Raw genomic sequence first — 18,157 nt, 5'->3', positions numbered from 1 at the left:
TTGCCGCCGCGACCAACCTGCGCGACATCGCCGCGACCCTGGAGGCCGAGAGCAGCGCCACGCTCGCGGTGATCGACTCGATCCAGACGCTCTGGCTGGACAGCCTCGACTCCGCCCCCGGCACGGTCGCGCAGGTGCGCGCCTGCGCGGCCGAGCTGATCCGGCTCGCCAAGACGCGCGGCTTCGCGCTGATCCTGGTCGGCCACGTCACCAAGGAGGGCGCGATCGCGGGCCCGCGCGTGCTCGAGCACATGGTGGATGCCGTTCTGTATTTCGAAGGCGATCGCGGCCACGCCTTCCGCATCCTGCGCGGGGTGAAGAACCGCTTCGGCGCCACCGACGAGATCGGCGTCTTCGAGATGACCGAGCAGGGCCTGATCGAGGTCGCCAATCCCTCCGCCCTGTTCCTGGCCGAGCGGCGCGGCAATGTCGCGGGCTCGGCGGTGTTCGCGGGGGTGGAGGGCACGCGGCCGGTGCTGGTCGAGATCCAGGCGCTGGTGGCGAAGGCCGAAGGCGGGCCGCCGCGCCGGGCCGTCATCGGCTGGGACAGCGGCCGGCTCGCGCTGCTGCTCGCGGTGCTGGAATCGCGCTGCGGGCTCAGCCTGCACCAGCACGACGTCTATCTGAACGTCGCCGGGGGCCTGCGCGTCGCCGAGCCGGCCGCCGATCTCGCGGTCGCCGCGGCGCTGGTCTCGGCGCTCGCCGACCAGCCGACCGATGCCGGGATGGTGTTCTTCGGCGAGATCGGGCTCTCGGGCGAGGTGCGCATGGTCGCGCAGGGCGAGGCGCGGCTGAAGGAGGCCGCCAAGCTCGGCTTCACTTCGGCCTGTTGCCCCAAGCGCGTGGCCGCGCGCGGCCGCCCGCTCGCCGCCCCCGAGGGGGTCGAACTCTGGGAGATCGGCCATCTCGCCGATCTGGTCGCGCGGCTCGCCGCTCACAGACAGGGGAGGCGTGCGTCGGCGCGTCTGGCCCCGGGGGCGGGTTCCGGCTAGGGAGGGACCCCTTTCCATGCCACAACGCCGCGCGCATGCCCTGGCTCGACATCGCCGTCCTCGCCGTTCTCGCCATCTCGGGGCTGCTCGCGCTGTTCCGCGGTTTCGTGCGCGAGGTGCTGTCGATCGCCGCCTGGATCGGCGCCGCGGCGGCGGGCGTGTTCGGCTACCCCCATCTCGCGCCCTATCTCGAGGGGCTGTTCGGCGTGATCGAACCCGGCCCCGTCGCCAACATCGCCGCTGGCGGGGCGATCTTCCTCGTCGCGCTGATCGTCTTCGCGCTGATCGCCGGGGTGGTCTCGGACCGGGTGCAGGACAGCGCGATCGGCGCGATCGACCGCACGCTCGGGCTGGTATTCGGCCTGGTGCGGGGTGCCGCGCTGGTGTGCGTTGCCTATATAGCGGCAGCATGGCTGCAACCGCCGGACCGCTGGCCGTCCTGGGCGTCGGAGGCGCGCACCCGCCCGGCGCTGGAGGCGGGCGGAGCCTGGATCGTGCGCCAGCTGCCGCCCGGCTTGCTGCCGGCGCCGCCGCGCACGAGTCCGGATGCGCCGTCCGCGACCGAGCTGATGCGCCCGCCCGCGGCCGCCTCGGTGGAGCGGCCGGAGGGCTACCGGCCCGAGGAGCGGCGCGACCTCGACCGGCTGATGAACGTGACACGCTGAGCGGCTGAAGGGGGCCGGGATGGACGGGCCGTCGGGGGAGATCAGGGGAACGAACGCGGCCCACGACGACGATCACCTGCACGAGGAGTGCGGGGTGTTCGGCGTCTGGGGCGCCACCGATGCCGCGCCTCTGACCGCTCTTGGGCTGCACGCGCTCCAGCACCGCGGCCAGGAATCGACCGGTATCGTCACCTATGACGACGGGCGGTTCCACAGCCACCGCGCGCTCGGCCTGGTCGGCGATGCGTTCTCGGATGCGCGGGTGATGGCCGGGCTGCCCGGCACGGCCGCGATCGGCCACAACCGCTACGCCACCACCGGCAACACGGTGATGCGCAACGTCCAGCCGCTCTATGCCGATTTCGAGTTCGGCGGGCTCGCGGTCGGGCACAACGGCAATCTCACCAACGCGCATGGGCTGCGCCGTGCGCTGGTGCGCCGGGGCTGCCTGTTCCAGTCCACCACCGATTCGGAGGTGTTCGTCCACCTGATCGCGATCAGCCTCTACGGCACGGTGGTGGACCGGCTGATCGACGCGCTGAAGCAGGTGCAGGGGGCGTACTCGCTGGTGGCGCTGACCTCGGAGGCGCTGATCGGCGTGCGCGACCCGTTCGGCGTACGTCCGCTGATCCTCGGCCGGCTCGAGGGCAAGGATGGGGCCTGGGTGCTCGCCTCCGAGACCTGCGCGCTCGATATCGTCGGTGCGGCCTTCGTGCGCGACGTCGAGCCGGGCGAGATCGTGGTGATCGACGACGCCGGCGTGCGCTCGATCCGCCCCTGGGCGAAGCAGCCGAGCCGGTTCTGCATCTTCGAGCACATCTACTTCGCCCGACCCGACAGCATCGTCGAAGGCACGGCGGTGTACGAGGTGCGCAAGCGCATCGGCGCCGAACTCGCGCGCGAGAGCCACCCGCCGGCGGACATCGTCGTGCCTGTGCCGGACAGCGGCGTGCCGGCCGCGATCGGCTACGCGGCGGAGGCAGCTCTGCCGTTCGAGCTCGGCATCATCCGCAACCACTACGTGGGCCGCACCTTCATCGAGCCGACCGACCAGATCCGCCATCTCGGCGTGAAGCTGAAGCACAGCGCCAACCGCGCGCTGCTGGCGGGCCGGCGCGTGATCCTGGTGGACGATTCGATCGTGCGCGGCACCACCAGCCGCAAGATCGTCGAGATGGTGCGCGCCGCGGGTGCGACCGAAGTGCACATGCGCATCTCGTCGCCGCCGACCACGCATTCCTGCTTCTACGGCATCGACACGCCCGAGCGCGACCAGCTGCTCGCCGCGCGCAACGACATCGAGGCGATGGCGCGCATCATCGGCGTGGACAGCCTCGCCTTCATCTCGATCGACGGGCTGTACCGCGCGGTCGCGGGTGCCGCGCGCGATGCCAAGCGGCCGCAGTTCTGCGACGCCTGCTTCACCGGCGACTACCCGATCCCGCTGACCGACAAATCCGACCAGTCGAACGACCGTCAGCTCAGCCTGCTCGCCGAGACGTCCTGAGATGGCGGCTTTGGCAGGACGGGTCGCGCTCGTCACCGGCGCGTCGCGCGGCATCGGCGCGGCGGTGGCGGTGGACTTGGCGCGGCATGGCGCGCTCGTTGTGGCGGTGGCGCGCAGCCGCGCCGGGCTCGAGGAGCTTGACGACGCGATCGCCGCGGCGACGGGGCGCAACGCCACGCTGCTGGTGCTCGACCTGCGCGACGGCGCGAAGATGGACGCGATCGGCCCCACGCTTGCCGAGCGTTTCGGCCGGCTCGACATCGTCGTCGGCAATGCCGGGCTGCTCGGCAGGCTGGGGCCGCTGACGCATCTGCCGGAGAAGGACTGGACCGATCTCTGGGCGGTGAACGTGACCGCGAACTGGCACCTGATGCGCACCACCGAGCCGCTCCTGCGTGCCTCCGATGCCGGCCGCGCGGTGTTCGTCAGTTCCGGCGCGGCGACCAAGCCGCGCGCCTATTGGGGGCCGTATGGGGCGAGCAAGGCCGCGCTCGATCATCTGGTGAAGACCTGGGCGGCGGAGCTTGCCATCACGCCGGTCAAGGTGAACGCCTTCAATCCCGGCCCCGTGGCGACGCGCATGCGCGCCGCAGCGATGCCCGGCGAGGATCCCGCCACGATTCCCCAGCCTGCCGACGTCGCCCCCGCGATCGTCGCGCTGTGCCGGCCCGAGGAGACGCGCTCGGGCGAGGTGGTGTCGTTCCGATGACAGTGCTTGTCACCGGCGCGTCCGGCTTCGTCGGTCTCAACCTGGTCGAGGCGCTGCTGGCGCGCGGCGAGACCGTGGTGGGGCTGGATCTGCGGCCGCCGCCCGACGCGGCCGCGGCGCTGTTCCGCACCCTGCCGGGCCGGTTCGCGCCGCTGGTCGGCGACGTCACCGAAGCGGCGTCGCTCGACCACGCCTTCGCGACGGCCGGTCCCGGCGCGGCGCTGGCGCAGATGGCTGCGGTGACGGCCGGCGATGCGCGCGAGCGCAGCGATCCGGGCCTCGTTGCGCGCGTCAATCTCGGCGGCACGATCGAGGCGCTGGCGGCGGCCGCGCGGCACGGCGCGGCACGGGTGATCGTGCTCTCCTCGGTCTCGGTCTACGGCTCGAACCCGCCGCCGGCGCCCACGGTCGACGAGATCATGACCCCGGCGGCGCCCGAGAACCTCTACGCGATCACCAAGCTGGCCGCCGAGAGGGCCGGGCTGCGCCTTGCCGCCGTGCACGGCGTGCCCGCGGTCGCAGTGCGGCTTGGCAGCGTCTGGGGGCCCTGGGAGCACGACACCGGCCTGCGCGACACGCTCTCACCGTTGCACGCCATCCTGGAACAGGCGGCGCGCGGGACGGAGGTGGTCCTGCCGCCGCTCTATCGCGACCACGCCAGGATCGACTGGACCTATGCCCGCGACGCCGGAGAAGGGCTCGCGGCCCTGCTCGCCGCACCCGGCTTCCCGCACCCCGTCTGCAATCTCGGCAGCGGCCGGTCGGTGACGCCGGTCGCGATGTGCGAGGCGCTGGCCCGCGCGCGCCGCGGCTTCCGGTGGCGGTTCGCCGCCGACGGCGAGGAACCGACGGTGCCGGCCCGGTATCCTGTGGTTCGGCCGCCGCTCGCGCTGGACCGGATCCGGGAGTCCTGTTCCTGGCAGCCGCGCTTCGCCGAACCGGACGCCGCGATCGCGGACTGGCTCGCCACAGCGGCACACTGACGCGACCGGTGCTCGCCGGTGGACACTTGCCTCCGCGCCCATCATTCGGTAATTCGACAACTATGGAATTCAATGATGTCCCCGTCCGCTTCGCCGCACTGTCCCATCCGACCCGGGTCGCTCTGCTCCGGCGGCTGGTATCGGCTGGCCCGGGCGGGCTGCCGGCCGGCGAGATCGCCGTTGCCCTCGGCGTCGCCCCCTCCAGCCTGTCGTTCCACCTGCGCGAGCTCGAACGCGCGGGACTTGTGCGGGCGTCGCGCGCGGGGCGGACGATCCACTACGCCGCCGAACTCGATGCGGTGCGCGGCCTCGCCGCGTTCCTCACCGAGACCTGCTGCGACGGCGGCCCGGTGCGCTGCGGCGCGGCGTTCGTTCCGGAGCCGCCGCGCACCGTGCTGTTCCTCTGCACCGGCAACAGCCATCGCTCGATCATGGCGGAGGCGATCCTGAACCGGGAGGGCGCGGGTCGGTTCCGCGCCGTCTCCGCCGGCAGCCATCCGGAGGGCGCGGTCGCGCCCGAGACGCTCGACCTGCTGCGGCGCCTGAACCACCCCGTGGATGGGCTGCGCTCGAAATCCTGGGACGAGTTCGCCCATCCCTCCGCGCCGTCGCTCCACTTCGTCATCACCGTCTGCGACTCGGCCGCCGGCGAGATCTGTCCCTCTTGGCCCGGCCAACCGATGGCGGCGCACTGGGGCGTGCCCGATCCGGCATGGGCGAGGAGCCCCGCCGAGCGCGGCCGTGCGCTATCCGACACCTACCGAATGCTTGCCAACCGGATCGGCATCTTCGTCACCCTGCCGATGCGGAGCCTCGACCGGCTGAGTCTGCAACGGAGCCTCGACGAGATCGGGCAGTTGCCGCGTGAGCCACGCGTCGCGGCTCTGGGAGCATGACCATGCGCATCGGCATCAACGGCATGGGACGGATCGGCCGACTCGCGCTGCGCGCAGCACTCGGCGGTGTCGCGCGCGCCGAGGGCGATCCGCGCGCGGCGAACCGGCTCGACGTCGTGCACGTGAACGAGCTCAAGGGCGGGGCGGCGGCCACCGCGCATCTGCTCGAGTTCGATTCGATCCAGGGACGCTGGCGCTCGCCGATCGCGGCGGATGGCGACGCGATCGCGATCGGCAACCACCGCATCGGCTTCTCCGCGGCCGCGCATCCGCGCGACCTCCCCTGGGGCGATCTCGGCTGCGACGTCGTGCTGGAATGCACCGGCAAATTCCTGACGCGCCCCGATCTGGAGACCTATCTGGCGCAGGGTGCGAAGCGCGTGATCGTCGCCGCGCCGGTGAAGGACGGCTCGGCACTGAACATCGTCGTCGGCGTCAACGACAACCGTTACGACGGCTCGCAGCACCTGCTCACCGCCGCTTCCTGCACCACCAACTGCCTCGCCCCCGTGGTGAAGGTGCTGCACGAGGCGATCGGCATCCGCCACGGCCAGATCACCACGATCCACGACCCGACCAACACCAATGTCGTGGTGGACGCGCCGCACAAGGACCTGCGCCGGGCGCGCTCGGCGATGCTCAGCCTCGCGCCGACGACGACCGGCAGTGCCACCGCGATCGGGCTGATCTATCCCGAACTCGCCGGCAAGCTGAATGGACACGCCGTGCGCGCGCCGGTGCTGAACGCCTCGCTGACGGATGCGGTGTTCGAGATGGCGCGAGCGGTCACGGTCGAGGAGGTGAACGCGCTGTTCGAGGCGGCCGAGGCGGGGCCGCTCGCCGGCATCCTCGGCCTCGAGCGCCGACCGCTCGTCTCCGCCGACTACCGCGGCGACTCGCGCAGCGCGATCGTCGATGCGCCCTCCACCATGGTGACCGACGGCACCCTGCTGAAGGTCTATGCCTGGTACGACAACGAGATGGGCTATGCCTGCCGCATGGTCGATCTCGCCTGCATCGTGGGTGCGTCGCTGTGAGCACCGCCCGCGCCTACGCGAGCGTCGTTGCCGCCTATTGGGGCTTCACGCTCACCGATGGCGCGCTGCGCATGCTGGTGCTGCTGCACTTCTTCACGCTCGGCTATACGCCGTTCCAGCTCGCGCTGCTGTTCGTGCTCTACGAGATCGCCGGCATGGCGACCAACCTGTTCGGCGGCTGGGCGGCGACGCGCTTCGGCGTCAACGTCACGCTGTCGAGCGGACTCGCGCTCCAGGTCGCGGCGCTGCTGATGCTCTCCGCGCTCGACCCGGCCTGGTCGCCCTTCTGGTCGGCCGCCTATGTGGTGCTCGCGCAGGGGCTCGCCGGCGTGGCGAAGGACCTGACCAAGACCAGCGCCAAGTCGGCGATCAAGCTCGTCACCCCGGAGGGCGAGGCGGCCACGCTGTTCCGCTACGTCGCCTGGCTGACGGGCTCGAAGAACGCGCTGAAGGGCGTCGGGTTCTTCCTGGGCGGCGTGCTGCTCTCTGCGGTCGGGTTCGTGCCCGCGCTCTGGCTGATGGCCGCCGCCCTCGCGGTGGTGTTCGCTGCCTCCGTGCTCACGCTGCCGCGCCTGTTCGGCAAAGCGGCGCGGGCATCGCGCCTGCGCGAACTGTTTGCCAAGACGCGGGCGATCAACCTGCTGGCCGCGGCGCGCATCGCCCTGTTCGGCGCGCGCGACGTCTGGTTCGTGGTCGGCCTGCCGGTGTTCCTCTACGCAAACGGCTGGGCCTTCGCCGAGGTCGGCGGCTTCCTCGCCGCCTGGACCATCGGCTACGGCGTCGTGCAGGGTCTCGCCTACCGCGTGGTGCCGCGCAGCACCGATGGGCTCTCGGCCGAGGTGCCGGCCGCGCGGCTCTGGGCGGGCGTGCTCACCGTCATTCCACTCGCGATCGCGCTCGGGATCGTCGTGCTGCCGCCCGCCGCGGCGCAGACTGTCGTCGTCGCGGGGCTCGGACTGTTCGGTGTCGCCTTCGCGGTGAACTCCTCGGTCCACTCCTACCTGATCGTTGCCTATGCGGGCTCCGAGAAGGTCGCCGAGGATGTCGGCTTCTACTATGCAGCGAACGCGGCCGGCCGGCTCGCGGGGACGCTGCTGTCGGGCCTGCTGTACCAGACGGGCGGGCTGGCCGCCTGCCTGCTCGGATCGTTCGTCCTGCTTGCCACGAGTGCCGCGATCAGCCTCGCGTTTCCGACACGGCGCGCCCTGCCGCTCCGCGCCTGAGCGGCGCCGGCGCGGCACCCTCGCCCCAGAGCGTATCGACCGTCCGCGCAATGTGCGCGCGCATCGCCTCCTCGGCTGTCGGCGCGTCATGCGCGGCGAGGGCAGCGAAGATCCGTTCGTGCTCCTCCATCGCAAGCTCGGGCTTCAGGCGCATCGTCCGCATGCGTGCCTGGGTGATCAGGAAATAGCCGCGCAGGCCCCGCACTGCGTTGGTCAGGAACACGTTGTCGGCCGCCTTCAGAACCAGCGCGTGGTAGCGGTCGTTCGCCTCGACCAGCGCATCGCGGTCGAGCGAGCGGGTGGCGGCGCGCAGCTCCTCCATGATGGCGCCGAGCCGCGCAAACTCCGCCGGCGCGATCCGCTCGGCGGCGAGTCGCGCGGCGATGCCCTCCAGCGCCGCCCGGATCAGCCCCATCTCGTGCGCCTTCTCGGGCGCGAAGGCGACCCAGGTGCCGCGTCGCGGCTGGGTCACCACCATGCCCTCCTGCTCGAGCCGCTTCAGCGCCGCCTTGATCGGGCTGGTCGACACGCCGTAGGAGGCCGAAAGCGCGCGCTCGGACAGCCGCGCGCGCGGCGGCAGAGCACCGGTGGCGATCGCATCGCGCAACCGCCGATAGACCAGCTCCGCGACCGGTACCGTCTCTTCCGTCGCGACCGTGACGGCGGCGGCGCGGCCCGGACCCTCCCTGATGAAACTCGGCATTGCGTACTGATGTATCAGGTGGCAGTCTCGGGGACAACGCGGCACGGTGCGCGCCGCGGCGTCGGGTGTCCAGCCCGGAACGAACACGGAGGATCCATGTCCAAGCGCATGCTTGCGGCCGCAGCCGCGCTCGCCATCGCCACCTCCCCGGCCGCCGCCCAGGAATGGCGCGGCTGGAACATCCATGTGCCCGACTACCCGAACAGCCACGGGCTCGAGAAATGGGCCGAGCTGGTCGGGCAGCGGACCAACAACCGCATCCGCATGCGCATGTTCCACTCGGCGCAGCTCGGCCAGCAGGATGAGGCGATCCAGCAGCTCCGCCTCGGCGCGATCGATGTCGCGAACTTCAACATCACGCCACTGAACAACCTGGTGCCCGAGACCCAGGTGCTCACGCTGCCCTTCATCTTCCGCGACGTGCCGCACAGCCACCGGGTCGTGGACGGTGCGGTGGGCGACGCGATTGCCAAGGAGATCGAGGCCAAGCTGAACATGGTTGTGGTGAGCTGGTTCGATGCCGGCGCGCGCTCGGTCTACACGCGCAACCGCGCGATCCGCACGCCCGAGGACATGCGCGGGCTCAAGATCCGCGTGCAGACCTCCGACCTGTTCATCGACCTGATGCGCGCGCTCGGCGCCAACCCGGTGCCGCTGCCGTTCGGCGAGCTCTACACCGCGCTCCAGACCGGTGTGGTCGACGGGGCCGAGAACAACTGGCCGTCCTTTGAGAGCCAGCGCCACTACGAGCATGCGCGGCACTACTCGACCACCGAGCACTCGAACGTCCCGGAGATCGTGGTCGTGAACAAGCAGCGCTGGGACCGGCTCTCGGCCGCCGACCGCGAGATCGTGCGCACGGCGGCGCGCGAGGCCTCGGCGGTGCAGCGGCAGCTCTGGGCCGAGCGCGAGAAGCAGTCGCGCGAGCGGGTGATCGCCGCCGGCGTGACCGTGACCGACATCCAGGATCGTACGCCGTTCTCGCGGCTGATGGAGCCGATCTACGCCAAGTATGCCGGTGCTGCGAACCTGAAGGCGCTGGTCGAGCAGATCCGGGCGACCCAGTGAGCGGAGCGCGCGGATGAGGGCTGCGGTCGCCGCCCTCTCCGCCGCGCTCGACTGGGTGGCGCGCGGGGTGATTCTGCTGGCGGGGGCGACGCTGGTCGCCCTCGTCGTCTGCCTGGTCTGGATGGTATTCGGCCGCTATGTGCTGAACGACACGCCGACCTGGGTGGAGCGTGGCGCGCTGCTCGCGATCCTGTTCGTCGCCCTGCCGGTCGCGGGCGTGGGCGTGCGCGAGCGGTTCCACATGGCGGTCGAGCTCGCGGTCGCCGCGCTGCCGCCGGGGGCCCGGACGGCGGTCGCGATCGCTGCGGACCTCGCCCTGTTCGCGCTCGGCTTCATCATGATGCAGTGGGCCTGGGTGCTGGTCGGCAACTACTGGACCTTCCGCATCCCGCTGCTCGGCATCAGCCAGGGCTGGCAGTTCGTGCCGATGATGATCTGCGGCGCGCTCACCATGCTGTTCATCGTCGAGCATCTGCTGCGCCGCCTCGCCGGGCTGCCGCCGCTCGGCCAGCCCGCTTCGGACTGATCCCGCATGGGCCTTGCCATCCTGTTCGGCGTGTTCGCGCTCGCGCTCGCCGCCGGCGTGCCGGTCTCGTTCGCGCTGGGCCTCGCGGCCGTTTCCGGGTTCTGGTGGGAGGGCCTGCCGATCGCGGTCGCGTTCCTGCAGATGACCTCGGGCATGAACGTGTTCTCGCTGCTGGCGATCCCGTTCTTCATCTTCGCCGGCGAGATCATGCTGCATGGCGGCATCGCGACCCGCCTGATCGCTCTCGCCTCCTCCGCGGTCGGCGGCGTGAAGGGGGGCCTCGGGATCGTCAACGTGTTCGCCTCGATGCTGTTCGGCGGCATCTCGGGCTCCGCGGTCGCCGACACCTCGGCGCTCGGCTCGATCCTGATCCCGGCGATGCGCCAGAAGGGCTACGACACCGACTATGCGGTGAACGTCACCGTCACCTCCTCGATCGCGGGAATCATGATCCCGCCCTCGCACAACATGATCCTCTACTCGCTGGCCGCCGGCGGCGGCGTGTCGGTCTCGGCGCTGTTCCTGGCGGGTGTGGCACCCGGCATGATGATGTGCGTCTGTCTCGCGGTCGCGGCCTATGTCATCGGCGCGCGGCGCGGCTATCGCGGCGATCCGTTCCCGGGGTTCCGCGCGCTCGCCCGTTCCGCCGCGGTCGCCTTCCCGGGCCTGTTCACCGCGATCATCATCCTGGGCGGCGTGCTCGGCGGCGTGTTCACGGTGACCGAGAGTGCCGCGATGGGTGCCGGATGGGCCGTGTTCTGCACCGCGCTGATCTACCGGGAGCTGACCTGGCAGGGATTCGTGATCGCCGTCGCGCAGTCCGTGCGCACGACCTCGGTCGTGCTGCTGCTGGTTGGCACCGCCTCGGGCTTCGCCTATCTGCTGGCGCTGCACCGCGTGCCGGAGCAGCTCGCCACTGCGATGCTGGCGATCTCGGACAACCCCGTCGTGCTGATGCTGCTGATCAACGCCGCCCTGCTGGTGCTCGGCTGCATCATGGACATGGCCGCGCTGATCCTGATCTGCACGCCGATCTTCCTGCCCGTGGCGACACAGATCGGGCTCGACCCGGTGCAGTTCGGCATGGTGATGATGATGAATCTCGGGCTCGGGCTGACCACCCCGCCGGTCGGCGCGGTGCTGTTCGTCGGCTGCGCGATCGCGCGGGTGAAGATCGAATCCGTGATGCGCACGATCTGGCCGTTCTACGGAGCCATCCTGGTCGCGCTCGCGCTCACCACCTACTGGCCGCCGTTGTCGCTGACGCTGCCGCGCCTGACGCTCGGCTACGGCAGCTGAGACGGCACGACACCCTGGAAAGGACAGAGATGAGCGAGATCCGCGTGCTCAATCCCGATCTGCGATTTGCGCTGGGCGAAGGCCCGGTATGGGACGCGGCGAACAACCGCGTGCTGGCGGCCGACATTCTCGGCTGCACCATCACCGCAATCGGCCTTGACGGCACGGTGCTGAACACCTGGCACTTTCCCTCCGAGGTCGGATCGTTCGGGCTCTGCCGGTCGGGGCGCTGGATCGTGGCGCTGCGTCACGAGGTGGTTCGCTACGACTGGCGCACGCGCCACATGGAGCCGTTCTGCAAGCCGGGACCGATCCCGCCGTTCGGGCGGCTGAATGACGGCAAGGTCGGTCCGGACGGCGCGTTCTGGGTCGGATCGATGGACGAACGGGTGCAGCGTGAGCCGGTCGGCCGGCTGTTCCGCGTCGCCCCCGACGGAACCTGGCGCGAGATCACGGACGGGCTCTACACCGCCAACGGCATCGCCTGGACCGCGGATGGTCGGACCATGGTGACGAGCGACAGCGGAGCCCCCTGGATCGACGCCTGGGAGGTCGACCCGGCGAGCGGTACGGTGAGCAACCGCAGGCGGATCGTCACCCCGGACACGGACGCGATCGGCCGGCCGGACGGCGCGGCGTTCGACGTCGCCGGGCGCTATTGGTCGGCCGGCGTGCGGAAGGGACGGATCAACCGGTTCCGCACCGACGGCACGCTGATCGACAGCCTGCCCTTCCCCGCGCCGGGCGTCACGATGCCCTGCTTCTGCGGACCGGACCTGCGCACGATCGTCTGGACGTCGTTGCGCACGCTGCTCGGCGCCGAGATGATCGGCGCGCATCCGCTCACCGGGGCCCTCTTCGTCATGCAATCCGACGAGCCCGGCGTCCCCGTCCCCGTGTTCGCCGACTGACCGAGGAGGCTGCGATGACCGTTCCCGCCAAGCCCGTGCTGCTGACCGGGGCGTCCGTCGCGCTCGGACGCCAACTGACGCGCTGGCTCGCCGAGGCCGGCTGGACGCTCCGGCTGACCGACATCGTGCCGTTTCCAGATCGTTTGCCGAGCGGGGCGAGCTTCGTGCGCGCCGACCTGAATGACGGTGTCGCGATCCTCCGCCTCGCCGAAGGGTGCGAGGCGATCCTGCATTTCGGCGGCATCTCTGTGGAACGGCCGTTCGAGGAGGTGCTGGGCCCGAACATCCGCGGCCTCTACCATGTCTACGAGGCAGCGCGGCGCGAGCGCGCGCGCGTGGTGTTCGCCTCCTCCAACCACACGATCGGCTTCCACGAGCGGACCGAACCGCTCGACCACGATTGCGACATGCGCCCCGACGGCTACTACGGCCTCGCCAAGGCCTATGGCGAGCTGATGGGGCGGATGTACTGGGACAAGCACGGGGTCGAGAGCGTGTTCCTGCGGATCGGCAGCTCGGTCCCGGAACCGATCAACCATCGCATGCTGTCCACCTGGCTGTCCTATCCGGATCTTTGCCGGCTCGTGGAGCGCTGCGTCCTCGCGGAGCGTGTCGGCTGCGTGGTGATCTGGGGCGCCTCCGACAACAGCCGGACATTCTGGCGCAAGGACGCGCGCGCAACGATCGGCTGGGCGCCGCATGACAGCGCCGACACGTTCGCCGGCCAGCTTGCCGGCAAGGTCAGCGGCAATCCGGTGGAGGAACGCTACCAGGGCGGGCCGTTCTGCGCGATGGAGTACGGCCGGAAGGGCGGGTTCAGTCCGAAGGACCTGTTCGGCGACCCCTGACGGATCGGCACTCACACGCTCATTCGCGCGTGCTGACCAACTGTCATGCACGCGGTAATTGACAGGCGATGATGCTGAGACGTACCGTTGCGTGAGTGTTGTCCTGATCCAGGCCCCCGCGTGACCCAGCGTCACTACCTCATCGTTCCGACCGTTGCCACGGCGCAGCGCCGCGTGCGGGAGGCGATCGTCGGGGCGGGAGGGATGGTGGTGCTGGCAGCCAGGTCCGGCGTGCTGGTCGCACGCATGACGGATGCCGCGAAGGAGGCGATCGCGGGGCGGCACGACGTGGGCCATTGCGGCGGAGTGGACTTCGCACCGCGCCCGATCCGCCGGATCAGGGTGGACCAGGACGGAAACCGCATCGGCCGCTAGGCTGCATGCCAACGGAGGGTTCGGGTTATGGCAAATCTTGCGCGTGGCGTCGGACAGGCCCTGCTGGACGTCCCCTTCCCAGAGATGGTCGAGAAGATGGCCCTGGCGATCGCCGAGGCGCAGCTTGCGCTGGACATGAACAGCATCCAGACCGCGCAGGCCCTGGCCAACACCATGCTCCCCGAGGGAACGGTCGTGGTCGCGATCAAGGAAACGGTGGATGCCGACGGCAACGTCACCAACACCGAGGTGCTCTACAACGACAAGGAGATGCCGCTGCTGGTCTACGGCATCAACCCGACCTTCTACGCCTTCAGCGAGACCATCATCGAAGTGAAGATGGCGATCACCATGTCGCTGGAGGTCGCGCGCAGCGTCAGCTTCGGCACGACTACCAAGTTCGAGAACAAGACCAAGTTTGCGGCGAGCTACAAGACCGGAGGGCTGCTGTCGCTGCTCGCCGGCTCGGGCAAGGCGAGCCTCGAGAACACCACGACCGTCGCCCGCACGTCGACGATGAATGCCTCCTACACCTCGAAGTTCAACTTCAAGGTCGAGGGGTCGAGCCTGTTGCGCACCACGCTGACGCCGGTGCCGCCGCCGAGCCGCGTGATCCCCAAGATCACGGTGCAGCAGCCGGCGCCGCCGCCGGCCCCGTGATCGCACGTTGAGCGCGCACGATGGCTGACGAGATCGAGGAGGTCCTGGTCCGTCCGCTCGGCGAGGTGCTCGCCCGGGTCGGCGAGGGTGTGGCGCAGGCGCAACGAGCCATGGACCTGAACAGCATCGCCACCCAGACGCTGATCGACAACGATCCGGTGCTGAGCGAGTACGGCTTGCAGGCGACGTGGTATCACATGCCCGAGGTCACGCTCGAGCTGAAGATGTCGCTGGCGATGAAGCGCGAGACCAAGACCGACACATCCGGCCGGGTGCTGGTCAGCAGGCTCAGCCTGCTGGCCGCGCCGCACAACGCGAAGGTGCAGAACGCGCTTGGGCTGGACGTGCAGGGCACCAGCGTGGTGAAGGCGCGGATCGTCTCGATCCCGCCGCCGCCGCGTCCCGAAGGCTGATCGCCGGCCGCATGCGGTGGAGGGTCCCGGCGCATGCCGGAGAATGATGCGAATGCCGAGCGCCTTGCACGGATCGAGAAGACGCTCGATGCGTTCGCGGGCCGTCTCTCGGCTCTGGAGGAGGCGCTGCGCGGGGCGGCGCGCACCACCGCCGAGCCCACGCGCGAGGAGATGCTGCTCAGAAGCCGTCTCGCCGCGCTCGAGGCGGAGAAGGCCGAACTGAGCGGCCGCGTCAGGACGCTCGCGGACGGGCGGATGCAGGCCCGGCCCGAGCAGGTGACCGAGGGGTTCCGCAAGGCGATCGAGGCGATGCAGGGCGGGCTCGCGCCCAGGCCCGGCGACCGTGCGGCGTATACCGTGAGCGAGATGCAGGTCGGACTGAAGTCGCTGGTCGCGCTCGACGAGTCGGGCAGCTTGCGCTTCGTGCTGCCCGCACCGGATGAGCGGTTCGATCCCGCCCAGATCACCGAAGTCAGGTTCACACTGCGCGCGGCGAGCGAGGCGGCCGCCGCCATACCCAATCTGATCCCGGTGCCGAGCCTGCTCGGCCTGCCGCGCGCCGCGGCCGACACCGCGCTCGCCCGCGCCGGGCTGAAGCTCGGCAAGGTGGCGGAGCAGGAGAGCCGCTATGCCGCCGGAACGGTGATCGGCCAGGCGCCCGATCCAGGCGACGAGGTCGCGCCGGAGGTGCCGATCGAGATCGTGGTCGCGATCGCGATCAAGCCGACCGTGCCCGATCTGCGCGGCCTGACGCTGGACGACGCGACCGGACGGATCGAGGCCGCGGGGCTTGCGGGCGGGGCGGTCGCGCGGCGCGAGTCCAGGCAGGCCGAGGAAGGCACGGTGCTGGCCCAGGATCCCCTGCCGGGCATGCGGGTGGAGCCCGGTGCGGCCGTGTCCCTGGTGGTTGCCGTCGCGCCGCCGCCGACCGTTGCCGTGCCCGATCTTGCCGGCATGCCCAGGGCCGAGGCGGCTCGGGCGCTGAAGGCAGCCGGACTCGCGATCGGCGAGGTTTCAGAGAAGGAGGGCGGCAAGCCGGGCCTGGTGCTGGCGCAGGCGCCGAAGCCGGGCACCGAGGTGCCGCCGGGCTCACCGGTGTCGCTCGTGGTCTCATCCGACATCGCCGTGCAGGTGCTGATCGACCGCGCGGTGAAGGCGGCGGCCGGCACGCGCGCCGGGATCAGCGGCCGCCTGCTGCGCGACCGGCTGCAGGCGCTGGACCTCAAGGACTACGCGGCGTTCGAGGCGCTCGCCTCGGCCCCGCTCGAGGAGCTGCAGAAGTCGATCGGCGCACCGACGCCGCGCGGGCTGCAGGACGCGCAGGCCGCCTTGCGCAAGGCGGTGAAGGGCGAGAGCAGATAGCGCCGTCTCCGACCGGTCGGAAGCGGCTTCAGTAGCCGCGATCCGGATCGACGCGGTTCGGCAGTGGGCGTCCGTCGCGCATCGCCACCAGATTCGCGAGCAGGATGTCCAGGGTCCGGTCGGTGTAGGTGTTCGGATCGTCCGAGGACACGTGGGGAACGACGAGCAGCCCGGGTGTCCGCCAAAGGCGATGGCCGGACGGCAACGGCTCCGGCACGGTGACATCGGTGACGCAGCCGGCGAGGTGGCCGGCCTCGAGCGCATCGCACACCGCGTCCTGGTCCCAGACCGCGCCGCGCGCCATGTTCACGACCTTGGCCCCCGGCGGCAGCAGACCGAGGCGGCGCCGATCGATCAGGCCCTGCGTCGCTGGGGTCAGCGGGCAGGCAAGCAGCAGGAACTCGGCGCGCGGCAGGATCGTGTCGAGCGATGTCGTGGCAAGGACCTCGTCGCAGTCGGGATGCGGCGCGGGGCTGGCGCGCACGCCCAGAACCCGCATCCCGAAGGCCCGCGCGTGATGTGCCGCAGCCCCGCCCAGAGTGCCAAGGCCGACGATGCAGACCGTCCTGCCGGCGAGCACCGAGCCGAAGCGCGGCTCCCAGCGTTCGGCGCGCTGGGCGGTCGCGAAATGCGGGATGTGGCTTGCCAGCATCAGCAGCGACATCAGCGCGAACTCGCCCGCCTTTCCTGCGTGCGTGCCACGGTTGTTGAGAAGCGTGATCTCTCGCGGCAGCCAGTCGAACGGTGCGAGGCGATCGAGCCCGGCCGAATTGCACGCGATCACCCTCAGCCGCGGCGCGAGGCCCGGCAGGGCGCCGGCCGGGAACCGTTCCTTGACGATCTTGGTCGTGGTCAGCAGCACCTCGGCGTGGCGGATGGCCGAGGCAAACCCGGCATCATCCGACGCGAAGGAGACATCGAGGCGCCCGGGCTCCGGGTTCCGCGCCACCGCGGCCGACCAGTGTTCCGGCGTGATCGCGAAAACCGCGTCGCCGGCGGGATTCTGAACATGGATGCGCATGTGCGCGAGGCTCGCACAGGCGAGCGGGACGTCAAGGCGGCGACCCGCGATGATGCCGCACCGCTACGGCGTGCCGGCGGACGCTCGGCCGCTCACGCGTCCATCTTCAGCGCGGCGAGGAATGCGGTCTGCGGGATCTCGACCTTGCCGAACTGGCGCATGCGCTTCTTGCCTTCCTTCTGCTTCTCCAGAAGCTTGCGCTTGCGCGTGATGTCGCCGCCGTAGCACTTGGCGGTGACGTCCTTCGACAGCGCCGAGATCGTCTCGCGCGCGATCACCCGCCCGCCGATCGCGGCCTGGATGGCGATGCGGAACAACTGGCGCGGGATCAGTTCCTTCAGCTTCTCGCAGATCGCGCGGCCGCGCTTCTCGGCCTGGCTGCGATGCGCGATGAACGAAAGCGCATCCACCGGATCGCCGTTCACCAGGATCGAGATCTTCACCAGATCCGCCTCGGCATAGCCGTCCATCGCGTAGTCGAAGCTTGCGTAGCCGCGGCTGACCGACTTCAGCCGGTCGTAGAAGTCGAACACCACCTCGTTGAGAGGCAGCCGGTAGACCGCCATCGCGCGGGTGCCGACATAGGTCAGGTCCGCCTGCTGGCCGCGCCGTTCGTTGCAGAGCGTCAGGATCGCGCCGAGATAGTCGTCGGGGACGAAGATCGTCGCCTTGATCCAGGGCTCCTCGATGTGGTCGATCACGCTGCCGTCCGGCATGTCGGCCGGGTTGTGCAGCTCCTGCATCGACCCATCGGTGCGGTGCACGCGATAGACGACCGAGGGCGCCGTCGCGATCAGGTCGAGATCGAACTCGCGGATCAGCCGCTCCTGGATGATCTCGAGATGCAGCAGGCCGAGGAAGCCGCAGCGGAAGCCGAAGCCGAGCGCGGCCGAGGTCTCGGGCTCGTAATGGAACGAGGCGTCGTTCAGCCGGAGCTTGCCCAGGCTCTCGCGCAGCTT

The 18,157-nt window shown here is 70.4% G+C and carries 19 protein-coding genes and 1 pseudogene; 17 read left to right on the top strand and 3 right to left on the bottom strand.

The window, feature by feature from the left end; all coding sequences use genetic code 11:
• The 8 genes from ACTIFU_RS15605 to arsJ form a co-directional block, all read left to right on the top strand.
• On the top strand, positions 1-992 hold a 992-nt coding region (locus ACTIFU_RS15605; protein ID WP_439579241.1), incomplete at its 5' end, for a magnesium chelatase domain-containing protein.
• A gap of 35 nt (positions 993-1,027) precedes the next feature.
• A complete protein-coding gene (locus tag ACTIFU_RS15600) occupies positions 1,028-1,657 on the top strand; it encodes a CvpA family protein (RefSeq protein WP_439579240.1) in 630 nt (209 codons plus the stop codon).
• Between the two features lie 19 nt (positions 1,658-1,676).
• Positions 1,677-3,164 carry an amidophosphoribosyltransferase gene (purF, locus tag ACTIFU_RS15595; protein ID WP_439579239.1) on the top strand — a complete coding sequence of 496 codons (1,488 nt, stop codon included), beginning with the start codon at positions 1,677-1,679 and terminating at the stop codon, positions 3,162-3,164.
• Between the two features lies 1 nt (position 3,165).
• Positions 3,166-3,873, top strand: a complete 708-nt coding sequence (locus tag ACTIFU_RS15590) for an SDR family NAD(P)-dependent oxidoreductase (protein WP_439579238.1) — start codon at positions 3,166-3,168, stop codon at positions 3,871-3,873.
• A complete protein-coding gene (locus tag ACTIFU_RS15585) occupies positions 3,870-4,856 on the top strand; it encodes an NAD-dependent epimerase/dehydratase family protein (RefSeq protein ID WP_439579237.1) in 987 nt (328 codons plus the stop codon). Before ACTIFU_RS15590 ends, ACTIFU_RS15585 begins: the two co-directional genes overlap by 4 nt.
• A 62-nt stretch (positions 4,857-4,918) precedes the next feature.
• The gene (locus ACTIFU_RS15580; RefSeq protein WP_439579236.1) at positions 4,919-5,752 is read left to right on the top strand and encodes a metalloregulator ArsR/SmtB family transcription factor; all 834 of its coding nucleotides are present in this window, start codon (positions 4,919-4,921) and stop codon (positions 5,750-5,752) included.
• A 2-nt stretch (positions 5,753-5,754) separates the two neighbouring features.
• Entirely contained in the window at positions 5,755-6,789 is a 1,035-nt protein-coding gene (locus ACTIFU_RS15575) for an ArsJ-associated glyceraldehyde-3-phosphate dehydrogenase (protein WP_439579235.1), read from the top strand.
• Positions 6,786-8,012, top strand: coding sequence for an organoarsenical effux MFS transporter ArsJ (arsJ, locus tag ACTIFU_RS15570; protein ID WP_439579234.1), 1,227 nt, complete (start codon positions 6,786-6,788; stop codon positions 8,010-8,012). Before ACTIFU_RS15575 ends, arsJ begins: the two co-directional genes overlap by 4 nt.
• Here arsJ and ACTIFU_RS15565 read toward each other — a convergent pair.
• On the bottom strand, positions 7,966-8,715 hold the full coding sequence (locus ACTIFU_RS15565; RefSeq protein WP_439579233.1) for a GntR family transcriptional regulator: 750 nt from the start codon (positions 8,713-8,715) through the stop codon (positions 7,966-7,968). The two genes, arsJ and ACTIFU_RS15565, sit on opposite strands and share 47 nt — an antisense overlap.
• A 96-nt stretch (positions 8,716-8,811) precedes the next feature.
• Here ACTIFU_RS15565 and ACTIFU_RS15560 point away from each other — a divergent pair, with 96 nt between their 5' ends.
• The 9 genes from ACTIFU_RS15560 to ACTIFU_RS15520 all read left to right on the top strand — a co-directional run bounded on the left by ACTIFU_RS15560 (position 8,812) and on the right by ACTIFU_RS15520 (position 16,177).
• The gene (locus ACTIFU_RS15560; protein ID WP_439579232.1) at positions 8,812-9,783 is read left to right on the top strand and encodes a TRAP transporter substrate-binding protein; all 972 of its coding nucleotides are present in this window, start codon (positions 8,812-8,814) and stop codon (positions 9,781-9,783) included.
• Between the two features lie 13 nt (positions 9,784-9,796).
• Entirely contained in the window at positions 9,797-10,309 is a 513-nt protein-coding gene (locus ACTIFU_RS15555; protein WP_439579231.1) for a TRAP transporter small permease, read from the top strand.
• Positions 10,310-10,315: 6 nt separating this feature from the next.
• The gene (locus ACTIFU_RS15550) at positions 10,316-11,608 is read left to right on the top strand and encodes a TRAP transporter large permease (protein WP_439579230.1); all 1,293 of its coding nucleotides are present in this window, start codon (positions 10,316-10,318) and stop codon (positions 11,606-11,608) included.
• Positions 11,609-11,637: 29 nt separating this feature from the next.
• Complete coding sequence (locus tag ACTIFU_RS15545; RefSeq protein ID WP_439579229.1) at positions 11,638-12,519, top strand: SMP-30/gluconolactonase/LRE family protein; 882 nt, start codon at positions 11,638-11,640, stop codon at positions 12,517-12,519.
• A 14-nt stretch (positions 12,520-12,533) separates the two neighbouring features.
• Positions 12,534-13,367, top strand: a complete 834-nt coding sequence (locus tag ACTIFU_RS15540; protein WP_439579228.1) for an NAD-dependent epimerase/dehydratase family protein — start codon at positions 12,534-12,536, stop codon at positions 13,365-13,367.
• A 120-nt stretch (positions 13,368-13,487) separates the two neighbouring features.
• On the top strand, positions 13,488-13,742 hold the full coding sequence (locus tag ACTIFU_RS15535; protein WP_439579227.1) for a hypothetical protein: 255 nt from the start codon (positions 13,488-13,490) through the stop codon (positions 13,740-13,742).
• Positions 13,743-13,769: 27 nt separating this feature from the next.
• Positions 13,770-14,402, top strand: coding sequence for a hypothetical protein (locus ACTIFU_RS15530; protein ID WP_439579226.1), 633 nt, complete (start codon positions 13,770-13,772; stop codon positions 14,400-14,402).
• A 20-nt stretch (positions 14,403-14,422) separates the two neighbouring features.
• Positions 14,423-14,815 (top strand): hypothetical protein, encoded by a 393-nt coding sequence (locus ACTIFU_RS15525; protein WP_439579225.1) that lies wholly within the window; start codon positions 14,423-14,425, stop codon positions 14,813-14,815.
• Positions 14,816-14,848: 33 nt separating this feature from the next.
• Entirely contained in the window at positions 14,849-16,177 is a 1,329-nt protein-coding gene (locus ACTIFU_RS15520) for a PASTA domain-containing protein (RefSeq protein WP_439579224.1), read from the top strand.
• Between the two features lie 28 nt (positions 16,178-16,205).
• Here ACTIFU_RS15520 and ACTIFU_RS15515 read toward each other — a convergent pair whose 3' ends face one another.
• Together ACTIFU_RS15515 and ACTIFU_RS15510 are read right to left on the bottom strand one after the other, a co-directional pair.
• On the bottom strand, positions 16,206-17,198 hold the full coding sequence (locus tag ACTIFU_RS15515) for a D-2-hydroxyacid dehydrogenase (protein WP_439579223.1): 993 nt from the start codon (positions 17,196-17,198) through the stop codon (positions 16,206-16,208).
• 92 nt (positions 17,199-17,290) lie between these two features.
• Positions 17,291-18,157: pseudogene (locus ACTIFU_RS15510) on the bottom strand (elongation factor 4); the annotation flags it as partial.

This window comes from Elioraea sp. (genome assembly GCF_051860475.1).
Taxonomy (GTDB): Bacteria; Pseudomonadota; Alphaproteobacteria; order Acetobacterales; family Acetobacteraceae; genus Elioraea.
The sequence above is the reverse complement of the archived record's forward strand: the minus strand, read 5'-3'. Positions and strand labels throughout refer to the sequence as shown.

Coding starts and splice junctions, on each gene's coding strand:
- ACTIFU_RS15600 (WP_439579240.1), top strand. CDS start 1,028: ATGCCCTGGCTCGACATCGCCGTCCTCGCCGTTCTCGCCATCTCGGGG.
- purF (WP_439579239.1), top strand. CDS start 1,677: ATGGACGGGCCGTCGGGGGAGATCAGGGGAACGAACGCGGCCCACGAC.
- ACTIFU_RS15590 (WP_439579238.1), top strand. CDS start 3,166: ATGGCGGCTTTGGCAGGACGGGTCGCGCTCGTCACCGGCGCGTCGCGC.
- ACTIFU_RS15585 (WP_439579237.1), top strand. CDS start 3,870: ATGACAGTGCTTGTCACCGGCGCGTCCGGCTTCGTCGGTCTCAACCTG.
- ACTIFU_RS15580 (WP_439579236.1), top strand. CDS start 4,919: ATGGAATTCAATGATGTCCCCGTCCGCTTCGCCGCACTGTCCCATCCG.
- ACTIFU_RS15575 (WP_439579235.1), top strand. CDS start 5,755: ATGCGCATCGGCATCAACGGCATGGGACGGATCGGCCGACTCGCGCTG.
- ACTIFU_RS15565 (WP_439579233.1), bottom strand. CDS start 8,715: ATGCCGAGTTTCATCAGGGAGGGTCCGGGCCGCGCCGCCGCCGTCACG.
- ACTIFU_RS15560 (WP_439579232.1), top strand. CDS start 8,812: ATGTCCAAGCGCATGCTTGCGGCCGCAGCCGCGCTCGCCATCGCCACC.
- ACTIFU_RS15555 (WP_439579231.1), top strand. CDS start 9,797: ATGAGGGCTGCGGTCGCCGCCCTCTCCGCCGCGCTCGACTGGGTGGCG.
- ACTIFU_RS15550 (WP_439579230.1), top strand. CDS start 10,316: ATGGGCCTTGCCATCCTGTTCGGCGTGTTCGCGCTCGCGCTCGCCGCC.
- ACTIFU_RS15545 (WP_439579229.1), top strand. CDS start 11,638: ATGAGCGAGATCCGCGTGCTCAATCCCGATCTGCGATTTGCGCTGGGC.
- ACTIFU_RS15540 (WP_439579228.1), top strand. CDS start 12,534: ATGACCGTTCCCGCCAAGCCCGTGCTGCTGACCGGGGCGTCCGTCGCG.
- ACTIFU_RS15530 (WP_439579226.1), top strand. CDS start 13,770: ATGGCAAATCTTGCGCGTGGCGTCGGACAGGCCCTGCTGGACGTCCCC.
- ACTIFU_RS15525 (WP_439579225.1), top strand. CDS start 14,423: ATGGCTGACGAGATCGAGGAGGTCCTGGTCCGTCCGCTCGGCGAGGTG.
- ACTIFU_RS15520 (WP_439579224.1), top strand. CDS start 14,849: ATGCCGGAGAATGATGCGAATGCCGAGCGCCTTGCACGGATCGAGAAG.
- ACTIFU_RS15515 (WP_439579223.1), bottom strand. CDS start 17,198: ATGCGCATCCATGTTCAGAATCCCGCCGGCGACGCGGTTTTCGCGATC.